Origin of the sequence: Streptomyces sp. NPDC102283 (genome assembly GCF_044766265.1) — a bacterium.
In the GTDB taxonomy this organism is placed as follows: Bacteria; Actinomycetota; Actinomycetes; order Streptomycetales; family Streptomycetaceae; genus Streptomyces.
Genome location: NZ_JBIWLQ010000006.1, coordinates 266,050 through 280,600 on the forward strand (window position 1 = coordinate 266,050; position 14,551 = coordinate 280,600).

Annotated in this window: 6 protein-coding genes; all 6 read left to right on the forward strand. The window is 66.9% G+C overall.

What is annotated here, in order from left to right; translation table 11 throughout:
* Window positions 1–354: 354 nt before the first annotated feature.
* The 6 genes from ACIRJT_RS14745 (at window position 355) to ACIRJT_RS14770 (ending at window position 14,551) form a co-directional block, all read left to right on the forward strand.
* Window positions 355–7,119 (forward strand): SDR family NAD(P)-dependent oxidoreductase, encoded by a 6,765-nt coding sequence (locus ACIRJT_RS14745; protein ID WP_403908630.1) that lies wholly within the window; start codon window positions 355–357, stop codon window positions 7,117–7,119.
* A 95-nt stretch (window positions 7,120–7,214) separates the two neighbouring features.
* Window positions 7,215–7,427, forward strand: coding sequence for an MbtH family NRPS accessory protein (locus ACIRJT_RS14750; protein WP_018958608.1), 213 nt, complete (start codon window positions 7,215–7,217; stop codon window positions 7,425–7,427).
* Window positions 7,424–8,179, forward strand: a complete 756-nt coding sequence (locus ACIRJT_RS14755; protein WP_403908632.1) for a thioesterase II family protein — start codon at window positions 7,424–7,426, stop codon at window positions 8,177–8,179. The genes ACIRJT_RS14750 and ACIRJT_RS14755 overlap by 4 nt, the downstream gene beginning before the upstream one ends.
* Window positions 8,180–8,297: 118 nt before the next feature.
* A complete protein-coding gene (locus ACIRJT_RS14760; RefSeq protein ID WP_403908634.1) occupies window positions 8,298–11,819 on the forward strand; it encodes an amino acid adenylation domain-containing protein in 3,522 nt (1,173 codons plus the stop codon).
* 53 nt (window positions 11,820–11,872) lie between these two features.
* A complete protein-coding gene (locus ACIRJT_RS14765) occupies window positions 11,873–13,735 on the forward strand; it encodes a CocE/NonD family hydrolase (protein ID WP_158688612.1) in 1,863 nt (620 codons plus the stop codon).
* A 42-nt stretch (window positions 13,736–13,777) separates the two neighbouring features.
* Window positions 13,778–14,551 (forward strand): hypothetical protein, encoded by a 774-nt coding sequence (locus ACIRJT_RS14770; protein WP_403908636.1) that lies wholly within the window; start codon window positions 13,778–13,780, stop codon window positions 14,549–14,551.

Consider the following 14,551-nt stretch of genomic DNA (forward strand, 5'->3'; position numbering starts at 1 on the left):
GCTCGGCGTCCTGGCAAGTAGCCTGCCGGACTCTTCCTTCTGGTCTGCGGCAGATCCCTGGCCAGCGGAGACCGTACGAGGATCCCTCTTGACACGGTGGAGATCGACTAAGAATATGTACCTCACAGTGGTCGAACTATGCGATTCGGCCCGGGCACGACGCAAGTCCACGGTGAGTTGATCTCCCGTCCGTGCGTGGCCCCTTTTTTCTCATTTCTGATTCAGCTGGCCTTCTCCGTACTCAACCGCACGCGCTGTGCGGCTGCCCGCTGGGTGCGAGTTGCCGCTGCTTCCTCCTCGGTGAGGTGCCGGTGCGGCGAATCAGTGCGGTAACGCGACAGATTGGGTAACCCAGTGGAAGATGCCAGCGCGATGCAGGAATTCGGCTGCGATGTAGCCATCGTCGGCATCGCGGGACGTTTCCCGGGAGCCCCTGATCTGGGCCAATTCTGGCAGAACCTACGCAATGGCGTGGAATCCATCAGCTTTTTCGACGACGACGAGCTGATCTCCGCAGGCGTCCCCATGGAGGAGTTCTCCCAGCCCGACTACGTGAAGGCCGGCGCCCGAACGGAGGGAATCGACCTCTTCGATGCGGAGTTCTTCGGATATACGCCACGGGAGGCCACGATCATGGACCCGCAGCACCGGGTCTTCCTCGAAACGGCCTGGGAGGCCCTGGAGAACGCGGGGTACAGCCCGAGCCGCCTAGGCACCGCTGTCGGCGTGTTCGGTGGGGCCGGAACCAGCGCCTACCTCTCCCACGTCTTCGCCAACCTCAACGACGGCGCCGCGATCGGCGACTCCCATGTAGGCCTGGGCAACGAGCTGGGCTTCCTGACTACCCGCGTCTCTTACAAGCTCGGCCTCCAGGGGCCGAGTATCCCCGTGCACACGGCCTGTTCCAGCTCGCTAGTCGCGGTCCATCTCGCATGCCAGAGCCTGCTCAACCACGAATCGGGCATGGCACTCGCGGGAGGAGTGGCCTTCAAGGTGAGCCCGCAGAAGGGGTACCGGTTCCAGAAGAGCGGCATCATGTCGCCGGACGGGCACTGTCGGCCCTTCGACGCTGACAGCGCAGGGACGGTCTTCAACAACGGCGTAGGCGTGGTCCTCCTGAAGCGGCTCGCTGACGCGCTCGCCGACAACGACACCGTTCACGCCGTGATCAAGGGCACGGCGGTCAACAACGACGGGTCCACGAAGGCAAGTTTTTCGGCCCCCGCAGTGGCAGGCCAGTCCTCCGTCGTTCTGGAAGCACTGGATGTCGCAGGCGTCGAAGCCGACACCATCAGCTACGTGGAGGCGCATGGCAGCGGCACGCAGATCGGTGACTCCATCGAGGTTGACGCACTGACCAGGGCGTTCTCCCAGAGTACTGATCGCACGAACTACTGCGCGATCGGCTCCGTCAAGTCCAACATCGGGCACCTCGACGCGGCTTCCGGCATGGCGGGCCTCCTGAAGACGACGCTGTCGCTGCGGCACGGCATGCTGCCCCCGACCTTGCATTTCCATGAGGCCAACCCGCAGATCGACTTCGACCGGACGCCGTTCCGCGTTCAGCAGGACCTGACCTACTGGGAATCGCACGACGGACCGCGAAGGGCAGGTGTGAGCGCATTCGGATTCGGCGGCACCAACGCGCACGTCGTCCTGGAGGAGGCCCCGCAGCGCCGACCCTCGGAGTCCGCGCGTCCCTCTCAGGTCCTTGTGCTCTCGGCTCGTACACCCGAGGCGCTGGAACGGGCGACCGACCGGTTGGCAGTGCACCTCCGCCAGGAGCCGGAGGCGCTTGTCGATGTTGCGTTCACCCTGGCAGAGGGGCGCGAGGAGTTCCGGCACCGTCGGACCGTCGTCGCTTCTTCGCCGGGGGAGGCGGCCCGGGCCCTGGAAGACCGTGACCCCACCGCACTGGCTAGCGGGGTGGCGCATCGCACCTCTATGAAGGTGGCGATGCTGTTCACTGGTCAGGGTTCCCAGCATCCCGGGATGGCGGGTGAACTTTACGCACAGGAACCGGAGTTCCGGCTCGCAGTGGACCACTGCGCGGCCGAGCTGCGGGAAGTTCTTGGTCTGGATGTGCGGGACCTGCTGCTGTATCCGCCGGATGACACAGACGCCGCCGCGCTCCTGAGCAGGACCGAGTTTGCCCAACCTGCTCTGTTCACCGTCGAGTACGCGCTGGCCATGCTGTGGGCGTCCTGGGGGGTGGCCCCGGCGGTCATGGCCGGTCACAGCCTCGGGGAGTACGTCGCAGCTTGTCTGGCAGGGGTCTTCGAACTCGGCGACGCGCTCCGACTGGTCGCCCTGCGAGGAAGGCTGATGCAGAAGCAGGCCCCTGGCACCATGCTGAGCGTGTCGGCCGAGCGCAGTACCGTCGTGGCCCAGCTGCCCGAAGGGCTGACCCTGGCGGCACACAACGGACCGGTCGACTGTGTGGTCGCGGGTGAGGCCCACGCGGTAGCGGACTTTGCCGCCGCCCTGGCGGACGAGGGCATCGGCTCCAGGTGCGTAGCGACCTCGCACGCTTTTCACACACCGCTGATGGCCCCCATGGTCGAGGAGTTCGTGCAGGCGGTCTCGAAGGTCCCCCTGTCCGCCCCGCGCTTGCCGTTCATCTCCAACGTCACCGGCGACTGGATCTCCGCCGCAGAAGCGACCGACCCCTTCTACTGGGGAACGCACATACTTTCCACCGTCGAGTTCGCCAGGGGGATCGAGACCCTGCGCGCGGACGACGGCTTGGTGTTCCTCGAGGTCGGGCCGGGCCAGACGCTGCGGAGCCTCGTCACACGGCAGCTCGCCGAAGGCGAAGCCCGCGTGGTGGTGGGGTCCCTACCCCACGCCGGCGACAGTCGTGGCCAGCTGGCGGCCGTTCAGCGGGCCCTCGGACTGCTGTGGCAGTCCGGAGTCGCACCGGACTGGTCGGCGTACCACCGCGACGAGAACCCACGACGGGTAGCCCTGCCCACCTACCCGTTCGAGCGTCGACGGTACTGGCTCGATCCCACGCCCGCGGTACCCGCCTCCCCGGCCGGTCCCGCACCCCACGCCCTGTTGGACGAGCTGCTCGTCCACACGGTCGATGAGGTCGTGTTCCGCACCGACTTCGACCTCGAACGGCACTGGGTTCTCAGCGAGCACCGGATGCTGTCGGAGGCGATCGTGCCGGGTACGACCTATCTGGAGATGGCCCGGGCGGCAGGATCCGTACTCTTCGGCGCGCCAGTGACCGTGGTCAGCGAAGTTGAGTTCCAGGTCCCGCTCTTGGTGACGGCGGACCGACCCCGAATAGCACATATGATCGTACGGGGGGACGAGGAGGGGGCCCAGTTCCGGGTCCTCAGCCACGACCCGGACGCGGCCATCGGTCGGCAGTGGACTCTTCACGTACGGGGCCGATTGTCCGCGGCCCCGCAGACGCCGTGCGCGGGGACTGACCCTGCAGAGCTTGCCGCCCGCTGTGGGCTCGCCAGTATGGACGGTGGCTCGCTCCAGGCCGGACACCAAGTGATGGAGTTCGGCAGCCGTTGGCAGGAGAGCCTGCGCAGTGTGGACGTAGGCGTCCAGTGCGCCCTGGGATCGATGGCCTTGCCCGCCCGCTTCCAGGAGGAGACCGCCGACTATGTGCTGCATCCCGCACTCCTGGATCTTGCCACCGGATTCCACCGGTGGGCCATGTTCGACGGGGAGGACGTGCAGCAGGAGGCGAACGGAGACTTCTACCTGCCTCTGACCTACGACCGTCTGGTGGTGCACGGTCCGATGCCCGCGTCGTGCGTCAGCCTGATTGAACCGGACGCCCGCTTCCAACAGAGCGGCGAGATTCGCAAGGTCGACGTACTGGTCTGTGACACCGAGGGTGCCGTCGTCCTGGAGATCAAGGGCTTCACGGCGAAGCGGGTCAACAGCCCGCGACGAACCATCGACAGCGCCCGGGGCGCGGCCGCACACCACACGCTGAACTGGGTGCGTGCGAACCGCGAGCAGGAGGGACGACGCGACGTCCGCACGGCTCTGGTCGTCGGTGCCGGATCGGCCCTGCTCGAGGCGACGGCCAAGGGGCTGCGTGCGGCGGGTGTCACCGTCGAGACGGCACCCGTGGACACGCTCTGGGTGTCGCGGCCGGACTTTTTGCCGTCGGAGATCGTCTACGTGGCTGGCCATGGGGCAGCCGTCGGCGATGGCGTGCATGATCAGGACAGGCTCCTCGACGACGGCGTCATGGGGCTCCTCGAACTTGCCCGGGCCCTGGCGGAGGCGGGCGCCGGTGCCCATCGGATTACCGTCGTCGCAGGGCACGTGCACCATGTCACCGGGGATGAGACCCACCTCGTGCCTGCGCACTCGGCGCTGTTCGGACTCGCCAAGGTCATCGGCCAGGAACACCAGGAGATCAGCTGCCGGTGCCTGGACGTGGCCGACGACGTGGCACCCGCGGCATGGGTCGAGGAGATCCTCTGCGCTGACCCCATCGGGCAGGTAGCTCTCAGGGGAGCGGAACGGTACGCCGCGGAACTGGTGGCGGTGGAGCTGGCCGAGGCTTCCTCCATGCATGACACGCCTCCCGGCGAAGTGCACCTGATCACCGGGGGTCTGGGCGGTATCGGCTTGGAGGTGGCCCGATCGATCAGTCGGCGGCAGCCCAAGGCCGGGATCGCGCTGGTCGGCAGAAGCGCGCTCCCTGCGCGAGCCGATTGGGACGACGTGTTGCGTGAGGGAGGCAAGAGCGCCGACCGCATCGCGCTGATCCAGGAGATGGAAGCGAGAGGCACGCACGTCCTGTGCCTCCAGGGCGATGTCACGGACTCGCGTGACATGGACCGAGTCGTCTCAATCGTGAGGTCTGATCTCGGCGCAATCACCCATGCGATCCATGCCGCGGGGACCGCCGGCGACGGATTCCTCATGCGCAAGACGGCCGAGACCTTCCGCGCCACTCTTGCTCCCAAGGTGGACGGGGCGGTGGCGCTGCACGAGGCGACTCTTGCCGATCGACCCACGATGTTGCTGTTCAGCTCCACCACGGCGCTGTTCGGTTCTGCCGGACAGAGCGACTACACCGCGGCCAACCAGTACCTCGACGGTTTCGCCTGGTGGCGGAGCAAGGCCGGCCTGCGCACGTCCACGGTGAACTGGACCGACTGGATCGGCACGGGCATGGCGGCGGACCATGGTGTCCGGCAGGACCAGGGGTTCTTCCGGTCCATCGGTATCGAGGACGGCATCGCCACCTATGACGCGGTCCTACGCGGAACATCCACGCAGGTGATCGTCGGTGAGATCAACTACGACATGCTGAGTTCCCTCAATCCCGCCGTGCTTCGGTCCCGGATGGCGACGGCGCCCTTGCTTCTCGGCGCATCGATCCAGCGGGCGGTATCTGCCCGCTCCCCCTCGCCCGCCGGCCAGGTCGTGCCCCGGACGCCGAGCACGGCATCCGTACGGCTCACGGGGCGCACGGACGGCGAGTACACCGAGTTCGAACACGCTCTCGGAAGCCTGTGGGCAGCCGAGTTCGGCATCCCCGACATCAACGTCTTCGCCAGCCTCTTCGACCTGGGCGGGGACTCGCTGCTCGCTCTGAGACTGGCCAACAGCCTGCAGAAGGCGCTTGGTGTCAAACTGACGATCGCCGACCTGTTTGCCCACCCGACCATCGCCGATCTCGCCGGGCATCTGGCTCCGGAGGAGAAAGCGCCTGCCGTGGGCGAACTACCGGAGAGTTCGACGGCCGGGAACCGGAGTGGACCGGAGGCCTCTGACGGGACATGGTTCGAACTGTGGAACGGCCAGCAGGGAATGTGGCTTCAGCACCAGCTCGGCGAGGGCCGGGCCGAGCTGAACCTGCCGGTGTGGCATCACGTTCACGAGGCGATCGATGTTGCGGCCTTCCGCGAAGCCGTCGGGTTCCTGGTCGAGCGTCACGACGCCCTTCGCCTGGCCCTCCAGGACACTGAGCAGGGACCGCGTCAGCGCGTGCTGGCCCGATTCGACCTCGACGTGCCCTTGGTGGACCTGACAGGCTCAAGCGATCCGGAGGGGGAGAACGAGCGTCTCATCCAGGCCGACAACGCCGTGCCCTTCGATGACCTCTCGGTACCGCCCGTGCGGGCGAAGCTCTACCGACTGGCGGAGGACCACTACTGCGCCTACCTGAACGTGCACCACATCGTGGCGGACGGCACCAGCATGGGGAATCTGCTCCGTGACCTGCTAGTGGCCTACCGCGCCCGAGTGGAGGGGAAGTCGCCCGAACTGGAACCGTTGCCGTTGACGTTCAGCAGCTTCGTCCGCGACCGCCAGAAGTGGCTGTCGGGGCCGGAGAGCGCGGCGATGGAGTCCTACTGGCTTGACGAACTCCAGACGCCGCTGCCCCGGCTGAGGATCGGCGATCACGACGCGCGCTCGGTGGACGTGGCCAACGAAACACTGGATTTCGGCATCGGTGCGGACATGGCGACGGCTCTGGCACAGCTGGCCAGGCGGCTCGATGCCACGCTCCACGTGGTACTTCTCAGCGCTTTCGTGGTCGCGCTGCACGACATCGGGTCCGATGAGGACATCGTGATGTGCGTTCCGTTCTCGGGCAGGGACACCAAGGAGATGGAGGGTATGGTCGGCGCGTTCCTGAACCCGCTGTCCGTGCGCGTCTCACTGACCGGGTCCGACTCGTTCGGTGACGTGGTCCGGCGCGCCCAGCGCAAGAGCGTGGGTGCGTACGCGAACAGCCGGTACCCCTTCACCCGCCTCTTCGAACGCCTCGCTATTCCGGTGCGTCCGGGGCAGAACCCGGTGTTCTCAAGCGCGTTCCAGTTCACAGACTTCCTGCCTCCCGCTTACCAGACCTCGCAGCTCGATGTCTGTCTGTACGGGAAGCCGAGTGGCGACGCCCTCAGCCTGCGCTTCAACTACAACTCCGTCCGGCTGTCGAAGAGTGAAATCGTCGACATCCAGGTGAGCTTCCTCGCGGTCCTGAGCCAGGCCGTGGACGACCCGCAGGTGCGTCTGGAACTCCTCGGTGAACCGCTGCGCCAAGCGCGGAAGGCGATGCGGACGTCGTCCGGGGGAGGCCGCAGGCTGGGCGCTCTGAGGTCCTCGCGGCCGCGCCCCTGAGGCGTGTCCACGCCAGGGGGCGAGGGGCAAAACGCCTTCATGGTCCATGAGTTCGGTACCCGGTGAGAGCCGGTCGTTCCAGAAGGAAGAAACAGATGGACGAGCAGGACGGCAGCGAGTTCACCGTGCTGGTGAATGCCGAGGAGCAGTACTCGATCTGGCGGACGGGCCTGGAACTGCCCGCGGGCTGGCGCGAAGTCGGCAGGCGCGGTACGAAGGGTGAGTGCCTCGCTTATGTCGAGGAGACGTGGGCTGACCTGCGTCCCTTGACCCTGCGCCGCCAGATGGCCGACGGGTTGTCCCTGTGACTTTGCTGGTCAGGCCGCTCGTCAGCCGTCCTCACGCGAGCCTGAGGCTGTTCTGCTTCCCCTACGCCGGCGGTGGCATCTCGGTGTTCCGAGGGTGGAGCGCCGGGCTCCCTGGCGAGGTCGAGCCGTGGGCGATTCAGCTGCCCGGGCGCGAGGACCGGATCGGTACACCTCCGTTCCAGAGCATGAGCGATGTTCTCAACGCGCTGGTTCCGGCGATCATCCCGCAACTCGACCGTCCGTTCGCCTTCTTCGGGCACAGTATGGGATCCGTCGTCGCACTGGAGCTGACGCGCACCTTGCAGCGACTGGAGGCCGGATCGCCGGACCATCTCTTCGTTTCGGGCCGGCTGCCTCCCCACGCGGTGGAAGTGGTGAACTCGCCGCTGCACCAGCGGTCCGACGCGGAGCTCACCGAGGTGCTCCGCAGCTGGCAGGCCACCCCCGAGGCCGTGCTGGCGGACCGGGAACTCATGCGGCTTCTCCTTCCCGTGATCCGTGCGGATCTCTCCGTCATCGAGACCCATACGTTCACAGACGGCCCGCTGCTCGACTGTCCGATCACCGCATTCGGCGGTACCGAGGACAATGCGGACCCCTCGGTCCTGGCGCGCTGGGGGGAACTGACGAGCAGCCAGTCCGACCTGCGTATGTTTCCGGGCGGTCACTTCTTCCTGAACTCGGCGCGCGAGACCGTCGTCGCCGCAGTGTCCGCAGGGCTCCACCAAGCGCTGGTCTCGCGCATCGACTGACGTCGGCGGGGGTGCGGGCACCTCCGCACGCGGCCGAACCCTCTTCACGCATTGCCTCGGCAAGGTCCCGCAATGCGGCTTTCCGCACCTTCTGACTGATGGAACTTGGTGGAACGACATGACTCTGCAGACCGGAGCCGAACCGAACGACGGCCAGGCGCTCGCCTCTCTGATTGATGTCGTTTCGGCGACGTGGGCCGCTGTCCTGCGGGCCGGCACTCCCGGGCCGGACGCCAACTTCTTCGCGCTGGGAGGGAATTCGCTGCAGGGCGCCCGTGTGATCGGCAGGCTCCGCGAGGAACTGGGCATTCAGATTCCCCTCACTGTGCTTTTCGAGAACCAGACGGTGAGTGAACTCGCCGGAGCTATCCAGGCTCTGGGGACGACGACCTCCACCGCCGCGCCGACCATCGAACCTCTGGCACAGCGGGCTGACGAGGTTTTCCACGCCCCGACGTCATTCGTGCAGCAGCGCATGTGGGTGGAAGAGCACATCAAGGGGCCAAGCTCCCGGTACAGCAGCCCCTCGGCCATCGAGATGGAGGGCCCGCTCGATGTCGAGGCCCTAAAGGGCGCCGTACGGTTGCTGGTGGAGCGGCACGAGGTCTTCCGTACCACCATCCGTGCCCTGGACGGAGTTCCCCAACAGGTCGTGGCACCGCACTCGGACCTGGCCTTGCATATCGTCGATCTGCGCTCTGAGCCGGCGGACCTGCGAGAGGAGACTCTGGCGGACCGGCTGACCTCGTCCGCCCGTCGCCCCTTCGACATCGAGCACGGTCCACTGCTCCGGGTCGAGCTTTACCAGCTGGAGGAGGACTGGCACGTCCTTCTCATCAACCTGCACCACATCATCACGGACGTCCGCTCCTTCGAACTCGTCGTATCCGAGCTGCTCAGGCTCTACTCACAGAAGGGCGCCACGTCCGCCGACGCGCGGCAGCCGTCCGTCCAATACGCGGACTACGCTGCATGGCAGCGCCGCACCATCGGTGATGCTGAGGTGGATGAGCAGCTGGCCTACTGGAAGGACCAGTTGAGGGCGCCCCTGCCGGTACTCGACCTGCCAACCGACATGCCGTACAGCGACCGGACCTCCGGGCAAGGGGCCTCCGTGACGGCCGAGTTGCCCCGGGCGGTCTCTCGGCGGCTCAAGGAGCTGTCCAAGGAGCATGACTGCACGCCCTTCATGACGATGCTCGCGTTGCTCAACGTCCTGATGCACAGGTACAGCGGTCAGAGCGACATCGTGATCGGCACACCTAGTGCCAACCGTGAACTGCCCGAGCTGGACGGTATGCTCGGTTGTTTCCTCAACACACTCGCGATCCGCAGCGACCTTTCCGGTGACCCAAGCCTGACGGAGGTCCTCAGCCGGGTGCGCGAGACCGCGCTGGCTGCCTACGCCCATCAGGACGTGCCGTACGAACGCGTCGTCAACGCCGTCACGACGAACCACGCGTCCCGCCAGGGGCTGTTCCGGGTCATGTTGGCCTTCCATCACGAGATCGCGCCGCCGGACCTGGCGGGCATCACGATCAGCGACGTGCAGCTCGGCCTCGAAGCGGTCAAGTTCGACCTGGTGTTTGCGGTGACGGAGGCTGAGTCCACTTATCGTGTGTCTCTCGAGTACGACACCGACCTCTTCGTCGAGGACACGGCCTGGCGACTCCTGGACCACCTGGGCGTCCTGATCGCCGACGCCGTAGACGCTCCCGAGAAGCGGGTTTCGCAGCTCACTGTCGTCCCGGAGGAGGAGCGGCGCCAGATCGAGAAGTGGTCGGCGTCGACCCACGGCCCCTATGCGACGGACCTATTCCTGCATCAGCTCTTTGAGGAGCAGGTGCTCAGGACACCGGATGCCGCTGCGCTGGAGAGCGGCGCGGACACGCTCACCTATGCCGAGCTCGACGCCCTCGCCGAGCGGCTGGCGGCCGATCTCTCGCAGCGGGGCATCGGCACCGACGACCTGGTCGGACTGTGTGCGGAGCCCTCCCTGGAGCTGATGGTCGGCATCCTCGGCATCATCAAGGCGGGTGCCGGTTACGTGCCGCTTGATCCCATCGCGCCGGCCGACCGCATGGCATTCGTCGTGGCCGACAGCGGGATGACGGTGGTGCTCACCACCCCCGCATTGCGGGAACAGCTGCCAGCCACGGTTGCCGTCGGCGTGACGCTGGTGACCGTCGACGCGAAGGCACCCGGACAGGACGTGGCTGCATGGGAGCCCCGCCGACGGCCTTCCGCCGAGGTCGATTCCTCACAGCTCGCCTACCTCATGTACACATCCGGAACCACTGGCCGGCCCAAGGGTGTTGGCCTGCCGCACCGGGCGATCACACCGTGGATCCAGTGGGCGCAGGATGTCCGGCCGATCGGCCCGGGCATCCGGGTGGTGCACAACCTCTTCTACCACTTCGACTGGTCCGTCGAGCAGATGTTCCACGCTCTGACCAGTGGTGCGGCCCTAGTGATGCTGCCTAGCGAGATCCGCGCGGATCCGGCGGCCACAGCCCGGTTCATCAACGACCGCACGATCAACATGCTCTACCTGACACCTACCCAGATGCGCGGTATCGCGGACACCGGCATATCCATGCCGTCCCTACGGCACCTCTCCATGGGTGGCGAGAACCTGGACGCCGAGCTGGTCGCGCGAACCCGCAAGGTGGTGTCCTCGGACTGCGAGATCTGGAACGAGTACGGACCGACGGAGACGGCCGGCGTCGCGGTGTCCGGCCGGATGGACGACGAGCCTCGGGAGCGCACTTCCATGCCCCTGGGCGAGCTGACCGCCAATGCCACCTGCTCCGTGGTGGACCGCTGGGGGAACCCTCAGCCGATCGGCGTACCGGGAGAGCTGTGGATCGGCGGTGACGGAGTGGCGCGGGGATACCGCAATCTGCCTGGCCTGACCGCAGAGCGCTTCACCGCCGACCCTTCGAACCCGGGGCACCGCCTGTACCGCACCGGCGACCTGGTGAGGTGGCTGCCGAACGGCGAGATGCAGTTTCTCGGCCGGATCGACAGCCAGGTGAAGATCCGAGGTGTGCGTGTCGAGCTGGAGGAGATCGAGTCAGTGCTGCGCGGCCATCCCGACGTGGCGAACGCGGTCGTCGTGCTGGAGCCCGATCAGCGGCTCGTCGCCTATGTGGAGCCTGCCCCCGGAGCAAGCGCCGACGAAGCATCGGTACGTTCCTACCTGGCTCCGAAGCTGCCCATCGTGATGCAGCCCTCTGTCTTCGTCGTGATGGCGTCGATCCCTTCCGCGGCGACTGGCAAGGTCGACCGCTCCCGGCTTCCACGTCCCACTTCGGCGGCTGCGCCGACGGAGCCGGCGGCCGTGCCACCGTCCACCGCGATGGAGCACCTAGTCGCCGCGGCCTGGACGGAGGTCCTGAAACAGGACGTTCTCAGCGTCGAGGCCAACTTCTTCGAGATCGGGGGCGATTCGTTCTCCCTGCTCTCCGTCGTCAGCTCTCTCCGCAAGGACCTCGGGCTCGATATCCCGGTGCGTGCCGTCGTCGACAGTCCGACGATCGCCGGCCTTGCTATCTACCTCGAGTCCTTGCGCTGGGCGCTGCAATCCCAAGTATCCGACGTCGACAGCAGCGGTGAGCGCGAGGTGGGCGAGCTGTGACGGGAACCGCACAGCACGTTGCAGAGGAACACGGGCCGGCGGCCCGTGGCGTGGTGGATCTCCTGTTGGAGGTGCGCTCGCTGAACATCGTCCTGTGGGCGGAGGAGGGAAAGCTGCGCTTCGACGCACCTGCCGGCGTGATGACGGACACTCTCCGTGCCGAACTGGGAGCTCGCAAGGGCGAGATCGTTGCCTTCCTGGCGGACGTTGACGTCGCGGAGCGTTCGACGGTACGGATCACGACGCGTGACGGGACCAGACTGGCTGCTGATGTGTTCCGGCCCAGGCGGCGCGGCGCCGTCATCGAGGAAGCCCTGCCGGTGCTCTGGTGCCACGAACGCTACCGGCGTGCCGAGACGGTGGACGGCGGCCTGCTTACCAAACTCGACTCCCAGCCGTGGTTGAAGGAGATGCTACGGAACGAGTATGTGGTCGTCGTTGTCGACTCGCGCGGCAGCGGCGCCTCGGAGGGGAGCCGACGGATCGAGTTCAGCCACGAAGAGGCGCAGGACGCTTTCGAGGTGACCGAATGGCTCGCGGTCCAGCCCTGGTCAAGCGGTCGTGTCGGGATGTTCGGCCTCTCCTACTCGGGGATCAACCAGCTGCTGGCGGCGGCTACGGCACCGCCTCACCTCGCGGCGATCCTGCCGCAGATGGCGATGTTCGACCTGTACGAGTTCCTCCGCCCGGGCGGTGTGTTCCGTGACGACTTCGCCCGCAACTGGAGCGATCTGGTGCGTAGGCTGGATACCCAGTCAGGAGCCGCCGGCACCGGCGACGGCCCGGTGGGTACGGCGGGCTACCTGGCGGGACACCAGGACAACGCGGACGTCTTCGGCCAGGCCGCGGCGTTGGAATTCCGCGACAGCGTCGATCTGGCAACCGGCCTCGCTCCCTATCAGGACATCAATCCGGCAGCCGCCCGCAACGCGGTGAGCGCTTCGGATATCCCGGTGTGCCACCTGGGCGGCTGGCATGACATCTGGGTCCGCGACACCACACTGTGGTTTCGTAATCTGGCCAACCCGCAGCGCCTGGTCATCGGCCCGTGGAGCCACAACAACTGGACGAACGAGGACTTGGCCCGCGAGCACCTGCGCTGGTACGACCACTGGCTGAAGGGCATCGACAACGGGGTCATGGCCGAGCCGCCAGTGCGGTACTTCACCATGGGCGCGGGGGCGGCAACCGGATGGAAATCGGCGGACACGTGGCCGCCGGCAGCGGCGTGCCCCAAGGCGCTGTCCTTCGGCGACGGATCCAGTGGCACCATCCGGTCCGTCAACGACGGAGTGCTGAGGTTGCCCGAGGCGTCGGCCGACGGAGCGGGGGCGACCGGCGGTGGACAGGATTCGTATACGGTCGACTACTCCACGACGTCAGGCCGGACGTCCCGGTGGTCGGACGGGTACGCGGGCGGGTTTCACTACGAGCTCACGGTGAACGACCGCAAGGCCCTGACCTACACGTCGGCGGTCCTTTCCGAGGACCTCGAGGTGACAGGTCACCCCCTCGTACACCTCTGGGTGACGTCGACCCATCCGGACGGTGCCTTCTTCGTCTACCTCAGCGAGGTCGACGAGCAGGGGGCGTCCCACTACGTGTCCGAGGGTGTCCTGCGGGCTTCGTGCCGCGGCGGCGCTCCCGCACCCTTCGACAGGATGGGGCTGCCCTACTACCCGGGGACAGGGGACGCGATCACGCCGCTGCCGCCGGGTGAACCCGTCGAACTTGTCGTGGATCTCCACCCGACGTCCTACGCCTTCTCGGCGGGTCGGCGGCTGAGGATCAGCATCACGTGCTGTGACAGCGACAACGCGCACGTGGAGGAGGACATCCCCGCCCCCGTCATCACCGTCCACCGTGGTGCGCGCCACGCGTCCCGGGTGGTTCTGCCCGTCGTGCCGAGGCGCTGACCGATCGTCGCTGGTGTGTCGAAGTACCAGAAAGGTAGTGCGTTGCCTGCACTTCAGTACCGGGTCGTCGGGGTCGAGTTCGGCAAGGAGACCCCACCCCGCTCCTTTGCCACGCTGCTCCCACCGCCCTGGCGGGACGGCTACCACCGCATTGACCTGCTTACCCATCCGGACATCCGCCAGAGCGTGCCGACCGTTGAGGAACAGGCCGAGTACTGGGCACGGCGACTCGGTGTAATGACAGGGCCCGTCGTGGTGCTGGGCTACTGCTCCGGAGCAGCAGTCGCATCCGAGTTGGTGTCGAGGGTCGGGGCGGACACCACCCTGGTCGTGATCGACCCGGCCGCCCCCGCGGCAGGGGACGCCCAGGAACTGCTGGTCGACCTGGCCACGGGAATGGACGAGGATCTTCTGCCCGGGGACGTGCCGGACATTCTTGACCACGATCCGGCCGAAGCCCTGGCCCTGGTCAGTGACTTCCTGCGCTCGGTCGTCGAACGCTGCGCTCCGGACCTACCGCCCGATATCACCGACTCGCTCACCGAGCACCAGCGCGCCTGGCTGAGCTACACCCTGGCGGCAGGCGCCCACGGTGGCGTCCTGCGGGCCGAACCTGACCATGTGCTCCTCAGCGAAGACGCAGGCTGGGAGTACACCGGCCGTGCCCGGGTGCACCGGTTCCCCGTCGGCGACGTGGAGTTGTTCGGCTTCGCGGAGGCCACGGCGGTGATCGCCGGCTTGCTCGACGGCAGGACCCGGCCGGACGGGCTCCGGCGCCCATCCGCCAGCCCGATCCGTTCCACGCAGAGGCGGTAA